A 19,334-nucleotide genomic window follows, 5' to 3' on the forward strand; every position below is an offset into this window, starting at 1 on the left:
ATCGTCTGTGAGGGCCATTCGCGAATAAATTCGCTCCCACAGATGTATCCCTGCGCCGCGAAATGCGAGCAGACGCGGACTCTACCGTGGGAGCGAATTCATTCGCGAAACATTGACCAGACGCTGGAGATGCGTCGTCTGTGAGGGCCATTCGCGAATAAATTCGCTCCTACAGTTGGATCGCATCCAGCGCCTATCTCGCTCTGATCACTTTCCCCTGACGCTCCCCAATCTTCCTCGCTTGACCGTCCCGCTGCTTCCCCGTACGTGCCTCGCTGATCAATGCGGGGATCAACGGGCCTTCGGGCAGGTTTTTCCAGAAGCGGGCAGGGAGGTGGCCCTGCATGACCTTGGGGTTGAGCCGCGCGGGGTTGAAGATGTGGCTGTAATAGGTCAACCACAGCTCGCCGTGGGGATCGTCGGCGTTGCGCGCCAACGCTTGCCAGGCTTCGGGGCATTGGCGCTTATGGATCAGTTGCTGACCGTCGTAGAACACGCCGTCCTGAGGCGTCGCGATCATCCAGCGATGACGGCCCAGACGGCCGATGAAATGCTCGCTGGCGGTGCGCAAAATGTCGTGTGCGGGTTCATGCCACGCCACGTATTCCGGCAATGACCGGGTTTCCAGCAGTGCTGCCTTGACGGCCAGGTCCTTCGGGTTCGGATCGACGGGCAAGGCGATAAAGCGCAGAAACGCATGCAGGTGATGGGCTTCGCGGCTGACCTGCTTCAGTCTCCGGTGAAGCTCGCTGCCCAGCTTGTCGCCTGCGAGCATCGCCGTGCGGTCGCCATGAACGACGCGCCACAACACCTCATACAACACACTCCAGCGCTGTTCGCCGCGATATTGCGCTGCGTTTTGCAGCAGTTCAATCAGCTCCAAAGGCACCCGCGCCTGAAACGGGCCGGGGTGATCAGGGTAGTCGTGTTCGCTGGCAAACAGGTCCGCGTCATCGCGTACGGTCCAACTGACCTGATCCGGATTGATCTGATGACTGAGCAGCCAGCGGGCTTGCTGTCGCCAGGTCTCGAACAGGTCGTCGCAATCGAGAATGATCATGCCCACAGCGCCATCTGTTGAGGCTGCGGGCGGTCGCGCAATTGCTCGCGCAGCATGACGCTGGAGCTTTCTGCCTGTCGGGGGTGGTAATCGCTGGTGATGATGAAAGGCTTGGCTTTGGCCAGCACGCAGCGCAGGCGGGTCAAGTCTTCATAGCGAATCCGCCGTTGGCGACGCAGTTCGACAAGGCGCTTGGTGGTGCGGATACCGATGCCGGGAATGCGCGCGATCATCGCCGGTTCTGCGCGGTTGAGGTCCAGCGGAAAAATATCGCGGTGTTCCAGGGCCCAGGCCAGCTTCGGATCGATATCGAGCGCCAGGTCCCCCGGTCCGCTCAGCAGCTCGTTGGCGCTGTAGCCGTAACCCCGCAGCAGAAAATCCGCCTGATACAGCCGGTGTTCGCGCATCAGCGGCGGGGCCGCCAGAGGCACGCTTTTCGGGCTGTTGGGGATGGGGCTGAAGGCCGAGTAATAGACGCGCTTGAGCCGGTAATCGCCATACAAGGATTCAGCAGTGTGCAGCAGGGTGCTGTCGTCAGTGTCATCGGCGCCGACAATCATCTGTGTGCTTTGCCCGGCCGGGGTGAAACGCGGGGCCTTGGGCTCGTTCAGGATGGTCTGCTGGCCGGTATAAATGGTCTGCATGGCCTGCTTGATCGAGCCCATTTCCTTCTCGGGGGCCAGTGTTTGCAAGCCGAGTTGGGTGGGCAGCTCAATGTTCACGCTCAAGCGGTCGGCATAACGCCCGGCTTCCTCGATCAGGGCCGGGTCGGCTTCGGGAATGGTCTTGAGGTGGATGTAACCGCGAAACTCGTGTTCCTCGCGCAGCAGTTTGGCGACGCGCACCAGTTGCTCCATCGTGTAGTCCGCCGAGCGAATGATCCCGGAGCTGAGGAACAGCCCGCTGACGCAGTTGCGGCGGTAAAAATCCAGGGTGAGGGTCACGACCTCTTCCGGGCTGAACCGCGCGCGGGGCACGTCACTGGAGCGGCGATTGACGCAATACTGGCAGTCGTAGAGGCAGAAGTTGGTCAGGAGGATTTTCAGCAGCGAGACGCAGCGCCCGTCAGGCGTGTAGCTGTGGCAAATGCCCATGCCGGTGCTGGAACCGATCCCGGATTTGCCCTCGGAACTGCGCTTGGGCGCGGCACTGCTGGCGCAGGAAGCATCGTATTTGGCGGCGTCAGCGAGGATGCTGAGCTTGTCGATCAGCTGCATGGGATTTCTCGATACTGGTTTTATGTACAGTATCGAGTTCCGCGACAATCAACAAGGGCCGATTGAAGGGATGAGGGGGTGCTGACGCATCCGGGTGACCGAAAAGGCCGGACCGCGATCGTTCTCTCAGGTGCAGATGTATCTGTAGGAGCGAATTCATTCGCGAGAGGGCGGTATAGCCGTAGCGTTTCTATCGCCTGAACCACCGCTTCGCGAATGAGTTCGCTCCCACAGAAGATATTTGCATAGCACTTCGGAAGTGCTTAGCTGATCCGCTGCACCAATTCCCGCAGCTCACCGAAGTTTTTCACCGGGTGAAAATTGACGTGGTCTTCGAAGTCCGAAAAATCCGTGTCGCCATACCCGGCCACTTGAGCCCCCGCGCCGAGCCCTGCCATGACGCCGGGGATGCTGTCTTCCACCAACAGGCATTCCTCCGGTTTCAGGCCCAGCAAATCGGCCGCATGCTCGATAAGAATGGGCGACGGTTTCCACGCATCCACTTCGTACGCGCTGACGATCAGGCCATGAAACACGTCCAGCAGGCCGACCGTGCTCAGGCAGGTTTCGATCTTGCTGCGCGGGCCGTTCGATGCCACGCATTTGGGCAGGGACAGGCTGCGCACGAAGTCCACCGCACCGGGCATTTCTTCGAGTTCAGACTGCAACAGCGGGAGGGTGCGCGCCCGGAAACTGTTGACGATTTCGAGGTTGGGCAGCCACGGGTAATCGCGGCACAGGCCTTCCATGCACAGCGCGAATTGCACGCCACGGAAGCGTTCCAGCACTTCATCAAGGGTCAGGGTGACCCGGTGTTCCTGCAATATGTCGCGCAAAAGCCCCGCAGCCAGCCGTTCGCTGTCCACCAGGGTTCCGTCACAGTCGAAAATGACGCCTGCAATGTTCAAACAGGATTCTCCCGTGTTCATGTTCGGGGCGATTGGACCGGCATTATCCAGAAAAGTTGGCGGGGAGGGGGGAACACTGACCTACGGTCATAAAGGCATCGGCCTACAGACCCAGACGAATATGATCACGCACTGGGCTGTAGGCCTTGTAGCAACAGCGGCCGGTTTACACAGAAACCGGGGTCACTAGCTTACCTTCGTCGAAGAAACCGCTGACGTTGGCGAAAACCAGATCGGCCATGGCTTGACGGGTTTCGTGTGTGCCGCTGCCGATGTGCGGCGTCAGGACCACGTTGTCGAGGGTCAGCAGCTCGGCTGGAACATTGGGCTCGTCTTCGAACACGTCGAGACCTGCGCCCGCGATGCCCGACTCCAGCAACGACGCGACCAGCGCCTTCTCATCGACCACAGAACCACGGGCAACGTTGATCAGGAAGGATTTCGGCCCCAGGGCTTTCAAGACGTCGGCGTTGACCATGTGCTGCGTGTCAGCCCCGCCCGGCACAATCAGGATCAGATAATCCGACGCCTTGGCCAGCTCGATGAGATTGCCGTAGTGGGTGTAGGAAACATCCGGATAGGCCTGACCACGACGGTAATAGGCGATGTCCATGTCGAACGCAGCGGCGCGTTTGGCAATCGTCTTACCGATCTTGCCGAGGCCGACAATGCCGCAGGTCTTGCCATTGAGGCTGTTGCCCAGCGGCAGTTTGGCGTTTAGCCATTTGCCGGCCCGCACGAAGCGCTCGGCTTCACCGATACGACGGGACACGGCCAGCATCAGGGCCAAGGCGGTTTCGGCCACGGCATTGTTCAGGACATCGGGGGTATTACTCAGTGGGATGCCGCGTTTCGCCAAGTAGGCGGTGTCGATGGGGTCGTACCCCACGCCAAAACTGTTGACCACTTGCAGGTTTGGCAGCTTGTCGAGCAACGCGTTGTCGGTGCCGTAGACGCCGCTGGTGACCACGCCGCGAATCTTGGCGCCATGCTCGGCGGCCCAGGCGTCGATGTCCTTGATCTCCCAGCGGTTGTGCACGGTGAAGTCACGTTCCAGGTTTTGCGTCAGTGCGGCATGCACCGGACCCCAGACCAGCACATCGGCTTTCTTGTCGCTCATTGTTTCCTCCTTGCGGCGCGCCCTCTGACCGAGGCGCGCCTGGGTGACAGCATCGAAAAACGTTTTAGCCGTTCTTGTTTAACACAGGTTGCGGTTCGGAACGCCCGGTTTTGAGCAGTTCGGCGATGGCCATGGTCAGCAGCGGGGCGAAAAGCGCGAAGTATGAACTGTCGATGCCGTATGGATTGCCCGCCAGAAACCAGCCGATGGTCGAGAACACCGACAGGATCACGCCTGCCAGTGCGCCGCGACCGCTGCCGAATTTTGGCGCGTAGAAGCACATCAGCACGATCACCGCGAGCGTGGCCCGCAGGGCTTTGCCGAGGAAGGCGATCAGCAGAATCTTGTCGGCGAACAGCGCCAGGATCAACGGCAGAAAGCCGATGACGATGATTGCCAGACGAATGAACACCACCGATTTACGGTCATTTTTCTCTTTGTTGAAGAACGGGTCGTAGAAGTCCTTCATCGCCAGTGTTGCGGAGGCGAGGGTGTTGGCCGAGATACCACCGAACAGCGCGCCCGCCAGACCGATCACCACCAGGCTCGCGGAGAAGGTCGGCATGTGGGCGATGAGCGCGGGGAAGGCGTCGATGGATTTGATGCCGGGGTACAAGTAGGCGCTGCACATGCCGATGAGCGCCGCCATCAGGCCGAAAGGAATCATCAGCGAAGACACATAGAAGCAGGCGCGCTTGGCGGTCTTTTCGTCCTTGGTGCTGACCAGCGCTTGAATCACGTATTGGGTGGCGAAGATCGAGCCAACGCCGCCGATCATCCACGCGAAGATCTGGCCCCAGCCCACGCCGGTGAAATCGAACATGGTCGCAGGCAGCTTGGCTTGCAGCGCGCCGATGCCACCGCTTGCGCTCAGCGCGAACGCCAGGGCGAGGGCGATGCCGATGTATTTGATCACGGCGTGCACGAAGTTGGTGTAGACCACCGAGCGCATGCCGCCGACGCTGACATAGAACACGGTGATCACGCCCACCAACAGGATCGCGAGGGTCTTGTCGATGTTCAGCACCGCCGCCAACACCGCGCCGCCGCTGGCGTAAAGCGCCACGGAAACGATGCTCAGCGCACAGATGGTCAGCACCGAAGCGGCGTAGCGTGTGCCTTGGCCGTAGTTCTGCGCGAGGATGCCGGAGATCGTGTTCAGGCCGGTCTCGCGGTATTTCTTCGCCAGTACCAAGGCCAGCAATAGAAAGCCGAGGGACAGCGCGACCAGGTTCCAGGCCGCGGAAATCCCGGCTTCAAAACCCTTTTGTGCTGTACCGATGCTCACTGAACTGCCGATGAACTCGGAGAGCAGAAGGGCACCGATCAAAAAGGGTGGAAAGCTGCGGCCGCCACCGGTGAAACCGTCGCTGCTTTTCGCGTGTTTGCGCACGCTGTAGCCGATGTAGGACATGACCACGAAGTAGCCGGCGGTCAAGCACAGGATGATTGTTATTCTTGGGTCCATGTTCGCTCCGTTCCCCTTTTTCAGGGCGCGTGGAAGGTAATGCGGGCGTGAGTGGGCTGCACAGTCACAGGTCGTTGTAGGACGACAGGGCTGATTCAAAGCCGAATGTAGAAAAGGCAGATTTAACCTGCCCAGGGCTATGCTGTGCCGGGAGACTGATTGGGAGAAGAGCGGTCGGGCGTAAAGGCCCAGCCAACGTGGGATGCAAGGCGGAAAATCGTGTGTGTGTTCATTTTTATTAGAGGCTCGTGATTTACGTTGGAAAGCAACTCAATACGAAGCGTTCGTTATACGTCATCGTACAACGTCCTGCAATCGTACCGTTGTGCTCCGGTGAATCAAGGGCCGTTTGTCGCTGGCCAGGTGGTAGAGAAGGTCTGCGCGACCAGCTTCGCTGCCGTCGTGACCTCCGGCGTCTCCCACCGGTTCTGCGTCGAATTTGCATGTTCGGCCTGATGCTGTTTTGCCATTCAGCGTCGATCACACATCTTGAGTTCGACACTGATCTCGTAGGAGACGCCGGAGGTTACGACGGCAGCGAGAAGGCCTACCGCCTCAGCCTAAAAACGCCTCAGTCGAAATGACCTCCGCATAGGCAAACCCCAACGCCGACATGAACGCTGCATGCACCTGTGGGGCGGGAACAGTCGTGCCGTTGAATTCCAGGTCCCGGGTCGCGCAGGCGTCATGGATGACGTTGACCTTGTAACCCAGATCCGCTGCTGCACGAACCGTGGCGTCGATGCACATGTGGCTCATCGAGCCGATCACCACCAAGTCCTCGATCCCCTGTTCGTCCAGCAGCGCCTTCAGGCCGGTCTCGCGAAAGGCATTGGGAAAATGCTTGAGCACCACTGACTCCTGCCCCTGATTCGCCACTTTGGGGTGCAACTGCGCGCCCTCCGAGCCCGGCACGAAAAACGGGGCGTCGGTGCTGGTGAATTCGTGGCGCACGAAGATCACCGGGTGGCCTGCATCACGGCTCGCCTGAACGACACGGGCGGCGTTGTCGGCGGCGGCGTCGGCACCCGTCAGCGGCCATTTGCCGCCGGGGAAATAATCGTTCTGGATGTCGACGACGATGAGTGCGGTGTGGGACATGTCTGTTTCCTTGGTGGGATGTGTGTGGTGTGGCGTTCAGTATTGACCTCTCTGTCGCGCAGGAGGATTGTCAGCACCGACATATGGCGAGGGAAAACTGACAATGAGCGTTGAACGGGCGGTGGCCGACATCGGGGTGCTGATTTACCCCGGCGCGCAAATGGCGGCGGTGCATTGGCTGACCGACCTGTTCGAAGTCGCCAACCGCATGGCGGACGAACAGCAGTCTTCGCAACTGCCACGGCTGCGGGTCAGTCACTGGCAGGTTGATGCGCAATGCGAACCGCAGCGGGTGTTCGAGACGTTTGCCTCGGACGGGCAGGGACCGTTGGCCGCCGTGCTGATTCCGCCCTCGTTGATTGGGCTACCGGGAACGGAGGCCATGGACGGCCTTTCGCGCTGGGTGCTGGCCCAGCATGGGGCCGGAGCGACCATCGGCACGGTGTGCCTGGGCGCTTTTGTCCTTGCGCAGACGGGGCTGCTCGACGGTCGTGCCGCGACCACCCACTGGAGTCAGGCGAGTCCTTTGAGTGAACGCTTTCCCAACATCAAGGTGAATGTCGACAAGCCCATCATCGACGACGGCGACATCATCACCACGGCGGGGCTGATGGCCTGGTCCGACCTGGGGTTGCGTCTGGTGAGCCGATTGCTCGGCCCCGGGATCGCCTCCCGGACGGCACGTTTTCTGGTGATCGAACACAGCGAAAGCGAGCAGGAATACGGCAGCAACTTTGCGCCGATTCTGAACCACGGCGATGCCCCGGTGTTGAAGGTCCAGCATTGGCTGCAAAGCGTCGGTGCGGTGGACGTGTCGGTCGATGAGATGGCGCGGCGCGCCGGGCTGGAGGAGCGCACCTTTCTGCGACGCTTTCGGGCCGCAACGGGCCTGAGACCCACCGAGTATTGCCAGCATCTGCGAGTGGGCAAGGCACGGGAGATGCTGGAATTCACCACCTCCACGGTCGACCACATCGCCTGGACCGTGGGCTATCAGGACCCTGCGGCTTTCCGCTCGACCTTCAGAAAAATTACAGGACTGGCCCCCAGCGAATACCGCACCAAATACGGCGTTGGCTCGCAGGGGGTGTCATCCCGTGGTTGAATCATGAGTCACTCGACGCCCCGCGCTGTCCAACGCGACAGCTCTCTTCTGGAAGACCGACATTTCATGCTCATGAACGGACTCACTCGCCACGCCCATGCCCTTGCCGCCGCGCTGCTGCTGGCGTTGCTGGCCGGGTGCGGCTCGCAGCGGACTCAGGCGCCGCCACCCCCGCCCGACGTGGTGCGCAGCGAAATCGTGCGGCTGTTGCCTGCCAGCGTGCCGGACCGCAAAGGCTGGGCGACCGACATCTATACCGCGTTCGATGCGCAGAAAATCGACCCCACTGTCGAAAACCTCTGTTCGGTGCTGGCGGTGGCGGAGCAAGAATCCAACTATCAGGTCGACCCGGCCGTGCCCGGCATGGGCAAGATCGCCCAAGACGAGATTGACCGTCGCGCCAGCAAGGCCCACATCCCCAATCTGCTGGTGCGCAGTGCGCTGGACATCCGCTCGCCCACCGGCAAGACCTACAACGAACGCCTGAGCGCGGCCCGCACCGAAAAAGACCTCAGCGCGATTTTCGACGACTTCATCGGCATGGTGCCTTTGGGCCGCACGTTGTTCGGCAACTTCAACCCGGTGCACACGGCCGGGCCGATGCAGGTCAGCATCGAGTTCGCCGAACAGCAGGCGCGGGGCTACCCGTACCCCGTGGAGGATTCAATTCGCCATGAAGTGTTCAGCCGTCGCGGCGGGGTGTATTTCGGCATCGCCCATTTGCTCGGCTACCCGGTCAGCTACGACAAGCCGATCTACCGCTTCGCCGACTTCAACGCCGGTTGGTATGCCAGCCGCAACGCTGCGTTTCAGAGTGCGGTTGCGCGCTTGACCGGCAAACGGCTGGCGCTGGATGGCGACCTGATCAGCTACGGTTTCGGCCCTTCGCTGGGGCAGACCGAACTGGCCGTGCGCAGCCTGCACACGCAATTGGGCATGCGCAATCCGACCATTCGCAGCGCGCTGGAAAAAGGCGAGACGCTTGAGTTCGAAGACACCGATCTCTACAAACAGGTGTTCGCCCTGGCGGACAAGGCGGCAGGCAAGTCGCTGCCTCGGGCGATTTTGCCGGGCATTGTGCTGGAAAGCCCGAAGATCACCCGCAAGCTGACCACCGCTTGGTTCGCCCAACGGGTCGAAGAGCGTCGCGTGCGCTGCATGGCGCGGGCGTCGGGCGCGTTGAAATGAAGGCGACCGCTGGTCATATTCGTGGCACCTCTGGGCGTCGACTGCTTCGAACCTGAGACAGCCCGATCGTTGGGCTCAGCAGAGAGAGGTGCTTATGTCAGTCGATCCCACCACGCCGATCACCCGCCCCGAAGAGCTGCCGACCGCGGATCAGGACCTCGATCCCGATGCCAAGGATGACGAAGACTTCGAGGAGGACAAAAAGGAAAGCGCTGAAGCGCGACCCGAGGATTGGCAAAAGCCCGACGCGCCGCGTCCCCCGGACTGGAATGAGCCGCCGGCCGCCACTCCAGTGCCTCCGCCCGACGAGCCGACGCCGCTGTCCGATGATCTGCGTTAACAAACCTGTATCTGCGCCGGAGCGAACACGATGTCCACTCCGGCCTTTTATCGTTGTGAATCAGGGAGCTTTTGGCTGTGAAGCGTGAAACCGTGTCACCCGGCATTATCACCAGCAGCGTGCCGATTTCCGACGTCGAAACCGCCGAGACGATGCTGTTCGGCACCCCCAAGGAACGGCTGGATTTCTACCGAAAGGAAATCCAGTACGAGACCGCCATCCTGTCCAACCGCACCAACGCCTATTTGTCGGCCCAGTCATTTCTGGTGATCGCGTTTGCCTCGTCGATGGCGAACTTGAATCCGGAGTGGGGCAAGCTGTTCACCCTGGTCGTGCCGCCGTTCCTGACGCTCCTGGGGCTGATCAGCTCGATGCACGCCTGGCCGGGGATTCGCGCGGCCTACGAGATCATCGATCATTGGCACTTCAAGCAAAGTCAGCTGCTGCACAGCCAGCCCGCCATGGGCTTGGCCTATGACGATTCGCCGTTGTTCAGTGAGCACGAGTCGAGCGAGAAGGGCTATCGGAAGTCGCTGATGTTCTCGATGCGCACGCCGTGGCTGTTCAGTGGGTTCTGGTTTTTGCTGGGCGCGTTTTCGATTTATGCGCAGACGACGGATATGGCGTTTTGAGAGAAGCCGTACAGTTGGCCAAACTGTGGGAGCGAATTCATTCGCGAAGCGGTGGTGTGATTGATGGGGATGTGTCGGCTGTACCGGCCCCCTCGCGAATGAATTCGCTCCTACAGTCTTGAGGGGGTCATGCTGCTGGGTGTGCTGCCTCATAAAGCGCCAGCATGAATCTGTGATCAAGCCCGCAATTTCCGCTGGGCGAGCCGGGCCCTCGTCAATCCCGACCTACACTCCATCATCGGCCCGGAAAGGCAGGCACACCGGTGCCCGGCCTGATCAACATGGAGGTGGTGTGATGCTGTTTACCCCGGAACTGCGCAGGACCCTGGAAAGCGCGTTTCTGCCCTTGGCCTGTGAATGCACCCTCATGCCCGGCGGCGGCCTGCTGGTGAAAATCTACGACGCCACCACCGGTACCGTCGCCATGCAGGTCGAGAACGTGTCCATTTCCAATATCACCACCATGCGCGCCGTGGCCGAACTGGTTGCCGAATTGCGCTACGACTTGCGCACCACCCGCACGCCCTTCGGCTCGACCCCGACACGCTTCGCCGCTGCCAGCGGGGGGCTCTGAAAAGCGCCATCCGCCGCGTGGTCTATTATCTTCACCGGCTACGGAACCTTTCGTGTACGGTGATGTTACCTTGACACCAAGCGGGCGGCGGGTTATTCGTCGCACCCGCTCGCCGTAGTAAAAGCGCTTTATATTGAACCAGTTAGGCCCCGATTCGGTTGCCGAATCCGCGCCTGACTCATTTTCGTGTGTTCGCCCGTCGTCGTGTCCTCCCTCTATCGGACCCGACGAGCGCACCTTCAGGAGCCAACCTCATGGCAGTACTGCAGCAAACCACCGTGGAATCCCTAAAACGCGCCGAAGCCGAGCTGGCTTCCAGCTGGCGCGCCGATCTGGAGACGAGCGGCGCTACGCGCAATCTGAAAGCGGACGATGTCGACCAGCAGACCAAAGAGTTTTTGCGCCTTCTCATCGCCGTGCTGGAAAAGGGCGGCTCGCAGAACATCACCACGGCTGATTGGGACGAAGCCCGTCAGTTCCTCGAAAAACTGTCCCACCAGCGCGCGTTGGCCGGGCAGGATTCCCAGCAGACGGCCAGTTTTATTTTTGCTCTCAAAGGCCCCGTGTTCACGCTGCTGCAAAAGCAATACGCCGACAGCCCGATCGCGCTGGCCGAACAACTCTGGGAAATCTCGCAACTGCTGGACGTGCTGGGCATGCACACCATTCGCACCTATCAGAAATCCCGCGAGTCGGTGATCAAGCGTCAGCAGGAAGAACTGCTGGAACTGTCCACCCCCGTGGTCAAACTGTGGGACGGCGTGCTCGCCCTGCCAATGATCGGCACCCTGGATTCCCAGCGCACCCAAGTGGTCATGGAGTCCCTGCTGCAACGCATCGTCGACACCGGTTCCGAAATCGCGATCATCGACATCACTGGCGTGCCGACCGTCGACACCCTGGTCGCCCAGCACCTGCTGAAAACCGTAACCGCGATTCGCTTGATGGGCGCTGATTGCATCATCAGCGGCGTGCGTCCGCAGATCGCCCAGACCATCGTCCATCTGGGTCTGGACCTGCAAGGCGTGGTCACCAAGGCCAACCTTGCCGACGCGCTGGCGCTGGCCCTGCGCCGTCTGGGCCTGACCGTCACCAAGGCGGTATAAGCCCATGGAGCGGATTCCGATTCTGCAAATGGGTGACTTCCTGCTGGTCACCATTCAAGTGGACATGCACGACCAATTGGCGCTGACGCTCCAGGACGACCTGTCCGAGCGCATCAGCAAGACCTCTGCCCGAGGCGTGCTCATCGACATCTCGGCGCTGGACATGGTCGATTCGTTCATCGGCCGCATGATCGGCATGATTTCCGGCCTGTCCCGCATCATGGACGCCGAAACCGTGCTGGTCGGCATGCAGCCTGCGGTGGCGATCACGCTGGTGGAACTGGGCATGACCTTGCCGGGTGTGAGCACGGCGCTCAACGTCGAGCGCGGCATGACGCTGTTGCGCGAGCGGGCTTATTCCCAATGAGCGTGCGCAGCAGCGGCACCCAAGGCATTCAGATCGAACAGGATGTGGTGCTGGCGCGGCAACTGGCGCGCAAGCTGGCGCAGGAATGCGGCATGCGCCTGATCGACCTGACCAAACTGGTGACGGCGGTCAGCGAGCTGGCGCGCAACACCATGGTCTACGGCGGTGGCGGCGACATGGACTGGGAGATCGTCGAAGACGGTGCCCGCACCGGCCTGAGGTTGACCTTTCGCGACGAAGGCCCCGGCATTCCCGACCTGAAACTGGCGATGACCGACGGCTGGACGTCGGGCGGTGGCCTTGGCCTCGGGCTGACCGGCGCCAAACGGTTGGTGGACGATTTCGAGCTGGACACGGCGCCCGGCGCGGGCACTCGGGTGATGATCTGTAAATGGACCTGAGACTGCACAGCAGCCTGACCCGCGTGTTGGCGATCGAAGACACGAGTCAGGTGGGGCACGCGCGGCGCATCGCGCAAAAACTCGCCGAACAGCTGGGCTTCGACGCCACGGATTCCGGTCGCGTGGCGCTGGTCGTCACGGAAGTTGCCAGCAATATCCTAAAGCACGCCAGCAACGGCGAGCTGCACCTGCGTGCGCTGCCGGGTGCTGTGCCGGGTGTCGAAGTCATCGCCATCGACCGAGGGCAAGGCTTCGACCTGGACGATTGCATGGCCGACGGCTTTTCCACCCGGGGCACCCAAGGCATCGGCCTCGGCGCCATGCTGCGTCAGGCTCAGGTGTTCGATGTGCATTCGGATAACCGGGGCACAGTGGTGCTTACCCGGTTCTACCCGCGTCAGGCGACCGTCAAGGACGTGCGGCTCGGCGTCTCCCAACATTCGCTGCACGACGACCCGGCCTGTGGCGATGCCTGGGAAGTGGCGATCACAGGGCAGCAGCTCAGCATTCTGGTGATCGATGGCCTTGGCCACGGCCCGGAGGCTGAAAGCGCGGCGAAGGCGGGTACCCTCGCATTTGGCCGCGAACCGTTTGCCGATCCGACCCTGCTGCTTGAGGAGATTCACCACGAGATGCGCGGAACCCGTGGCGGGGCCGTTGCGATCGCGCAATTCGATGGAGCACAGGACCGTCTGCGCTTCATTGGCATCGGCAACATCGGCGCGACGCTGATTGGCGAGGACAAACCGCGAGGGCTGGCGTCGCACCCCGGCATCGTCGGGCTGCAATACCGGAAGGTGCCGCCGGTGGGCTACCCTCAAAGCGCCGGACAGCTTTTGATCATGTACAGCGACGGCCTGCAATCGCGTTGGAATCTTCGCGATTATCCGGGTCTGATGTATCGACACCCGGCCATTATCGCGGCGGTGCTGCACCGCGATTTCTGCCGCGGCAGGGATGACGTAACGGTATTGGTGATGGCTCTGGAGACGCTCGATGATTGACAACCCTGCCCACGGCGCTCCTGAAGAGTCAGCGGAACTGAAGCAAGTGCGCAACGAGGCCGCCGCGTTGCGTGCTGAACTGGATGAGACCAATCAGGGCGTGCTCGCCCTGTACGCCGAACTGGACACCCAGGCCGAGCAATTGCGTCAGGCCTCTGATCTCAAGAGCCGCTTTCTGTCGTACATGAGCCACGAGTTCCGCACGCCGCTGGGCTCGATCCTGAGCATCGCGAGCCTGCTGAGCGACGAACTCGACGGTCCGCTCAGCCCGGAACAGCACAAGCAAGTGACTTTCGTCAGCACGGCCGCCCGCGAGTTGAGCGACATGGTCGACGACTTGCTCGACCTGGCGAAGATCGAGGCGGGACGGATCAGTATTTCGCCCGCCTGGTTCGACATGTTCGACCTGTTTTCAGCGCTGCGTGGCATGTTCCGGCCCATCGTCGACACCTCGGCGGTGGACCTGATTTTCGAGGAGCCGGTAGGTCTGCCAAGGCTGTACACCGACGACAAGAAGCTCGCGCAGATCCTGCGCAATTTCATTTCCAATTCATTGAAGTTCACTCAGCGTGGTGAAGTGCGTGTGTCTGCCCGCCTCGAAAGCGAGCGGGAAGTGCGCTTCGCCGTGACCGACACCGGTATCGGCATTCCGTCGGAGCTGCACGGCGCGTTGTTCGAAGATTTCGCCCAGGTCGATTCACCGTTGCAAAAACGCTTGCGTGGCACCGGCCTGGGGTTGTCGCTGTGCAAACGGTTTGCCGAGCTGTTGGGCGGCCGCGTGGGGCTGGAAAGCCAGCCGGGCGTGGGTTCGACGTTCTATGTGGTGATCCCGTTGGCGCTGGCGCAGGAGCACGGCGATGAAAGCTGACACCCGGCTGTTGATCGTCGACGACAACGCCGCGACCCGCTACGCCTTGCGCCGACGCATGGAGCGACAAGGTTTTATCGTGGCGGAGGCGGGCACCGGCACCGAAGGCCTGGCGCTGATCGCCGCCCAGGTGCCGGACGCGCTGATCCTCGACGTCAACCTGCCGGACATGAGCGGCTTCGACATCGTGCGACAGTTGCGCAGCGAGGCGCGCACCGCGTTGCTGCCGGTGGTGCACGTGTCCGCAGCGTCGATCCAGACCGGCGACATCGTCACCGGGCTGGAAGCCGGGGCAGACGCCTATCTCGTCCACCCGGTGGACCCGGACGTGCTGCTGGCGACCCTGCGCACGCTATTGCGGGTGCGCGACACCGAATTTGCCCTGCGTGACAGCGAAGACCGTTTTCGCGAGATTTTTGTCAACGTCTCGGCCCCCATTGCGGTCATGGATGGCGAGCTGAAGGTCCACGAATGCAACCACGCATTCGCCCGTTTGATCGCCACCGGCTCGGCGCAAAACGCCGTGCTGAGCTGCTTCGCCGACGATCAGGATCAGGCCATCGCCGGCCTTCGAGACGCGCTGAATGCCGATGAGCGCTGGAAAGGCGTGCTGAGCATGCGCGTGCAGGGCGATGTGCGCGAGACCGAGTGGCAAGTGTCGCCGTACCGCTTCGAAGGCTTGAGCCTGGTGTTCATTGAAGACGTGACCGAACACCGGCGTCGCGAGCAGTCGCACCTGCAAAAACTCGATACGGTCAGCACGCAATTGGCCCACGAAGTGGCCGAGCGCGCCCGCACCGAAGCGCAACTGCTGCAAGCACAGAAAATGGATGCCATCGGCAAGCTCACCGGCGGCATTGCCCACGACTTCAATAACTTGCTGACGGGCATCGTCACCGGCCTTGAACTGATCAAGAAGCGCACCGAAGACCAGCGTCCCGAAAAAGTCCTGACCTATGCCGACGCCGCGCTGGCTTCGGCAAAAAGCGCGGCGAGCCTGACCCATCGGCTGTTGGCCTTCGCTCGCCAGCAACCTCTCGACACGCGCCCGACGGACGTCAATCAGTACGTTCGCTCCCTCGAAGACTTGCTCAGCCGGACCATCGGCAAGCGCATCGGCCTGACCCTTGAACTGACGTCACGCGGTGCCGTCGCGATGGTCGATGCCGGGCAGCTCGAAAGCGCGGTGCTGAACTTGGTGATCAACGCCCGGGATGCACTGCCGGAAGGCGGCAACGTCTGGATCAGTACCTACGAGGCCTATTCCCAAGGCAATTCGCGCCTGGCGGATGGGCCCTACATCGCGCTGACCGTGCGCGATGACGGCGTGGGTATCGAACACCACCTGGTCGACAAGGTGTTCGATCCGTTCTTCACCACTAAACCCATCGGCGAGGGCACCGGGTTGGGGCTGTCCACTATTTACGGTTTTGCCCGGCAATCCGGCGGCGACGTCAATATTCGCAGCGTGGTCGGCCACGGAACCGAAGTGACGCTCATGTTGCCCGCTGCGATGAATCAGACCGTGGAGCCGGCGGCGGTCGTCGAGAACGCCGAACTCGGCGCAGGGGAGCATGTCCTTATCGTCGAGGACACGGCGTCGGTGCGCATGTTCGTCAACGAAATCCTCAGCGACGCCGGGTATCGCTGTACCCAAGCGGCAGACGTCGCCACGGCGCTGGAATTGCTTGAACACGACCCGTCCATCGACCTGCTGCTGACTGACGTCGGCATGCCACAAATGAACGGCCGTGAACTGGCTCAACGGCTGCGCAGTTGGAGGCCGAATGTGCCGGTGCTGTTCATGACGGGGTATGCGGAGAATGCGCTGAACCGGCAGCATTTCCTGGGAGACGGCATGGACATGATCACCAAGCCGTTTCAGTTGGTGGACTTCCTCGGCAAAGTGAGGTCGATGCTGGACGGGTGAAGCGTTGTTTTTTCACCGTTTTTCGCAACAACCGCCCAACGCGATTGAGATTTTTGTTACTGTTTACGCCAATTCATTTGAGTGTCAGACGCTATCCGTTTGGCGCCCACCTTCGTCGAGCATCTGTGCGGAAGGTGAAGGAGAACCTGTTTTGACCCTTAGTCCGGAACTTCACCAGAGCGCAATCGACAACTGCGCCCGTGAACCCATCCAGATTCCTGGCAGCATTCAGCCCCAGGGCTTTCTGCTGGTGATCGACGAAGCGGCGCTGACCATCGTTCAGGTCAGCGCCAACGTCAGCACGTGGCTGGGCATGGCGCCTGAATCCCTGATTGGCATGGCGTTGCCCCGCGTCTTCGATGATTGCCCGAGCCTGCTGGACCGGTTGGCCGCACTGCCTGAAGACGACCAGAACCCGTTCCATGTCGGTGATGTGTCCTTCCTTGAAGGCTCCCGTGCCGGCAAGCCGACGGCCATGATGGTGCACCGCCACGACCGGGTGCTGATCGCCGAATTCGAACCTGCGAGCGACATGGGCTCGGCCTACGGCAACGTCTATCCGCTGATGCGCACGTTCATCAGCCAGATGGAAGAGACCGAGACCATCGAAGCGCTGAGCCTGCGTTCGGTATCAGAGGTCAAGCGCATCACCGGTTTTGGTCGGGTCAAGGTCTACCGATTCGATGCCGACGGTAACGGGCTGGTCAATGCCGAAGTCGCCGATGAAGGCTACCCGAGCTACCTCGGGCTGAGCTTTCCGGGCACTGACATTCCCGCTCAGGCGCGGGCGTTGTACCTGGCCAACCGCATTCGCGTGATCGAAGACGCCGACTATCAAGCGTCGCCGCTCGTGCCGGTCAACAACCCCGTCACCGGTGCGCCGCTGGATTTGAGTTTTGCCACGTTGCGCAGCGTCTCGCCAGTGCATTTGCAGTACATGCGCAACATGCAGACACTGGCGTCGATGTCGATTTCCATCGTGGTGCGAGGCCAGTTGTGGGGCCTGATTTCCTGTCACCATTCGACTCCTCGCGCCGTGAGTTTCCAGACCCGCACCGCCTGCGAATTGCTCGGCAGCGTGCTGTCCCTGCAGATCGAAACCAAGGAAGCGCAGGCCAAGAACCAACGCATGCTCATTCTGCGTCGGCAGATCGTGCAGATGCTGGCCGCCATGGCCGATCTGGACAGCGTCATCGGCGGCTTGCGCGCCATGCCCGATGTGCTGCTGGCGTTCGTTGAGGCGAGCGGGGCGGCGGTGATTTCCGAATCGACGCTGGACGTCTACGGCGAAACCCCGAAACGCGAACAGATCCAGGCCCTGACCCAATGGCTGAGCAAGCGCGGCATCCACGACGTGTTCCAGTCGGACAATGTCGGACGTGACATTCCAGAGCTGCCGAAACTCGCCGAGTCGGTGAGCGGCGTGCTGGCCATGGCGATTTCCGAGCTGCATTCGAACTACATTATCTGGTTCCGCCCTGAACAGACCCGCGTGGTGAACTGGGCGGGCAAACCGGAAAAATCCGTCAGCGACAGCGGCTCCTTGAGCCCTCGTCACAGCTTTGCGCTCTGGCAGGAAACCGTGCGCGGCTTCTCCCGACCATGGGATGAGCTGGACACCGAAGGCGTCGTCGAACTGCGGGCCGCCGTGCTCGGCATCGTGCTGCGGAAAGCCGAAGAAATGGCGGCACTTGCGGACGAACTGAAAAAGTCCAACAAGGAACTCGAAGCCTTTTCATACAGCGTTTCCCATGACCTGCGGGCACCGCTTCGGCATATCGCCGGGTACGCCGAGCTGCTGGGCGACATCGAAGGCAGCAAGCTGTCCGAGCGGGGCGTGCGTTTTCTGGAAAACATCGGTGAGTCCGCGCGGTTTGCCGGGACGCTGGTGGACAACCTGCTGAGCTTCTCGCAGATGGGCCGTTCGGCGATGCGCTATTCGGAAGTCGATCTGAACGCAATGGTCGACGCGATCCGCCGCGAGATGCTGCCGGATTACCAGGACCGTGACCTGCAATGGCACGTTCCCGAGCCCTTGCCGGTGGTGATCGCCGACGCGGCGTTCCTGCATCTCGCGATGCGCAACCTGCTGTCCAACGCCATCAAGTACACCCGCAATCAGAGTGCGGCGGTGATCGAGATCGGCAGCTACGAAGAAGACGACAAAGTCGTGGTGTACATCCGCGATAACGGTGTGGGCTTCGACATGCAATACGCCAGCAAACTGTTCGGCGTGTTCCAGCGGCTGCACCGGATGGAAGAATTCGAAGGCACGGGGATCGGCCTGGCGAGCGTGCGGCGTATCATCGAACGGCATGACGGTTCGGTGTGGGCGCACGGCGAGCTCCGGCAGGGCGCCACATTCTATTTTGCGCTACCCAAGCGCAGCCTCTCTGTAACCCTTTGAGTGTCCGAGGAGACGCCCAATGTTGAAACCCATTCTTCTGGTAGAAGACAACCCCAACGATCTGGAGTTGACCCTCGTCGCGCTGGAGCGCAGCCAGTTGGCCAACGAAGTGATCGTCCTGCGCGATGGCGCCGAGGCACTGGACTATCTCTTCCGCCGCAATGCCTACAGTGATCGCGTCGCCGGCAATCCTGCTGTGCTGCTGCTGGACCTGAAGCTGCCGAAACTCGACGGTCTTGAAGTGCTCAAGGCCATCCGTGAGAGCGAGGATTTGCGCAGCATTCCCGTGGTGATGCTGACCTCGTCCCGCGAAGAACCCGATCTGCAACGCGCCTACGCGTTGGGAGTGAACGCTTACGTGGTCAAACCGGTCGAATTCAAGGAATTCGTCTCAGCCATCTCTGATCTCGGGATTTTCTGGGCCGTTCTCAACGAGCCGCCGCCCGGCTCACTGCGACTGACACGCCGTCCGGGGTCTTGATTCACCCGTTCCCATGGCCTGATCTGTCCCGCGAAATGCTGGCGGCGATGGTTTTTT

At 61.3% G+C, this 19,334-nt stretch carries 19 protein-coding genes; 13 read left to right on the top strand and 6 right to left on the bottom strand.

The window, feature by feature from the left end; all coding sequences use genetic code 11:
* Positions 1 to 193: 193 nt before the first annotated feature.
* The 6 genes from GVN17_RS25575 to GVN17_RS25600 all read right to left on the bottom strand — a co-directional run bounded on the left by GVN17_RS25575 (position 194) and on the right by GVN17_RS25600 (position 6,874).
* Positions 194 to 1,060, bottom strand: a complete 867-nt coding sequence (locus GVN17_RS25575) for a TIGR03915 family putative DNA repair protein (RefSeq protein WP_166598071.1) — start codon at positions 1,058 to 1,060, stop codon at positions 194 to 196.
* Positions 1,057 to 2,277, bottom strand: coding sequence for a putative DNA modification/repair radical SAM protein (locus tag GVN17_RS25580; protein WP_166598072.1), 1,221 nt, complete (start codon positions 2,275 to 2,277; stop codon positions 1,057 to 1,059). The genes GVN17_RS25575 and GVN17_RS25580 overlap by 4 nt, the downstream gene beginning before the upstream one ends.
* A 263-nt stretch (positions 2,278 to 2,540) precedes the next feature.
* Positions 2,541 to 3,185, bottom strand: a complete 645-nt coding sequence (locus GVN17_RS25585) for an HAD family phosphatase (RefSeq protein ID WP_166598073.1) — start codon at positions 3,183 to 3,185, stop codon at positions 2,541 to 2,543.
* Positions 3,186 to 3,351: 166 nt separating this feature from the next.
* On the bottom strand, positions 3,352 to 4,305 hold the full coding sequence (locus GVN17_RS25590) for a 2-hydroxyacid dehydrogenase (RefSeq protein WP_166598074.1): 954 nt from the start codon (positions 4,303 to 4,305) through the stop codon (positions 3,352 to 3,354).
* A 64-nt stretch (positions 4,306 to 4,369) separates the two neighbouring features.
* On the bottom strand, positions 4,370 to 5,773 hold the full coding sequence (locus GVN17_RS25595) for a sodium:solute symporter family protein (protein ID WP_166598075.1): 1,404 nt from the start codon (positions 5,771 to 5,773) through the stop codon (positions 4,370 to 4,372).
* Between the two features lie 555 nt (positions 5,774 to 6,328).
* Positions 6,329 to 6,874 carry a cysteine hydrolase family protein gene (locus GVN17_RS25600; protein WP_166598076.1) on the bottom strand — a complete coding sequence of 182 codons (546 nt, stop codon included), beginning with the start codon at positions 6,872 to 6,874 and terminating at the stop codon, positions 6,329 to 6,331.
* Positions 6,875 to 6,977: 103 nt separating this feature from the next.
* Here GVN17_RS25600 and GVN17_RS25605 point away from each other — a divergent pair, with 103 nt between their 5' ends.
* The 13 genes from GVN17_RS25605 (at position 6,978) to GVN17_RS25665 (ending at position 19,277) form a co-directional block, all read left to right on the top strand.
* Complete coding sequence (locus GVN17_RS25605; RefSeq protein ID WP_166598077.1) at positions 6,978 to 7,979, top strand: GlxA family transcriptional regulator; 1,002 nt, start codon at positions 6,978 to 6,980, stop codon at positions 7,977 to 7,979.
* A 72-nt stretch (positions 7,980 to 8,051) separates the two neighbouring features.
* Positions 8,052 to 9,167, top strand: coding sequence for a DUF1615 domain-containing protein (locus tag GVN17_RS25610; protein WP_166598113.1), 1,116 nt, complete (start codon positions 8,052 to 8,054; stop codon positions 9,165 to 9,167).
* A 94-nt stretch (positions 9,168 to 9,261) separates the two neighbouring features.
* Positions 9,262 to 9,507 carry a hypothetical protein gene (locus GVN17_RS25615; protein ID WP_166598078.1) on the top strand — a complete coding sequence of 82 codons (246 nt, stop codon included), beginning with the start codon at positions 9,262 to 9,264 and terminating at the stop codon, positions 9,505 to 9,507.
* 152 nt (positions 9,508 to 9,659) lie between these two features.
* Positions 9,660 to 10,139, top strand: a complete 480-nt coding sequence (locus GVN17_RS25620) for a hypothetical protein (RefSeq protein WP_166598114.1) — start codon at positions 9,660 to 9,662, stop codon at positions 10,137 to 10,139.
* 295 nt (positions 10,140 to 10,434) lie between these two features.
* Complete coding sequence (locus GVN17_RS25625; protein WP_166598079.1) at positions 10,435 to 10,713, top strand: DUF1652 domain-containing protein; 279 nt, start codon at positions 10,435 to 10,437, stop codon at positions 10,711 to 10,713.
* A gap of 254 nt (positions 10,714 to 10,967) precedes the next feature.
* Complete coding sequence (locus GVN17_RS25630; RefSeq protein WP_166598080.1) at positions 10,968 to 11,819, top strand: STAS domain-containing protein; 852 nt, start codon at positions 10,968 to 10,970, stop codon at positions 11,817 to 11,819.
* Between the two features lie 4 nt (positions 11,820 to 11,823).
* Positions 11,824 to 12,186: an STAS domain-containing protein gene (locus GVN17_RS25635; RefSeq protein ID WP_062381930.1), complete on the top strand. Its 363-nt coding sequence runs from the start codon at positions 11,824 to 11,826 to the stop codon at positions 12,184 to 12,186.
* Entirely contained in the window at positions 12,183 to 12,587 is a 405-nt protein-coding gene (locus GVN17_RS25640; RefSeq protein ID WP_166598081.1) for an anti-sigma regulatory factor, read from the top strand. Before GVN17_RS25635 ends, GVN17_RS25640 begins: the two co-directional genes overlap by 4 nt.
* Complete coding sequence (locus tag GVN17_RS25645) at positions 12,578 to 13,591, top strand: ATP-binding protein (protein ID WP_166598082.1); 1,014 nt, start codon at positions 12,578 to 12,580, stop codon at positions 13,589 to 13,591. The genes GVN17_RS25640 and GVN17_RS25645 overlap by 10 nt, the downstream gene beginning before the upstream one ends.
* Positions 13,584 to 14,459: a sensor histidine kinase KdpD gene (locus GVN17_RS25650; protein WP_166598083.1), complete on the top strand. Its 876-nt coding sequence runs from the start codon at positions 13,584 to 13,586 to the stop codon at positions 14,457 to 14,459. Before GVN17_RS25645 ends, GVN17_RS25650 begins: the two co-directional genes overlap by 8 nt.
* Positions 14,449 to 16,389 (top strand): response regulator, encoded by a 1,941-nt coding sequence (locus GVN17_RS25655; RefSeq protein WP_166598084.1) that lies wholly within the window; start codon positions 14,449 to 14,451, stop codon positions 16,387 to 16,389. Before GVN17_RS25650 ends, GVN17_RS25655 begins: the two co-directional genes overlap by 11 nt.
* A 151-nt stretch (positions 16,390 to 16,540) precedes the next feature.
* Positions 16,541 to 18,796, top strand: coding sequence for an ATP-binding protein (locus GVN17_RS25660; protein ID WP_166598085.1), 2,256 nt, complete (start codon positions 16,541 to 16,543; stop codon positions 18,794 to 18,796).
* 19 nt (positions 18,797 to 18,815) lie between these two features.
* Positions 18,816 to 19,277, top strand: coding sequence for a response regulator (locus tag GVN17_RS25665; protein WP_166598086.1), 462 nt, complete (start codon positions 18,816 to 18,818; stop codon positions 19,275 to 19,277).
* Positions 19,278 to 19,334 lie beyond the last annotated feature (57 nt).

It is taken from the genome of Pseudomonas sp. SLFW (assembly GCF_009905615.1).
Lineage (GTDB): Bacteria > Pseudomonadota > Gammaproteobacteria > Pseudomonadales > Pseudomonadaceae > Aquipseudomonas > Aquipseudomonas bambusae.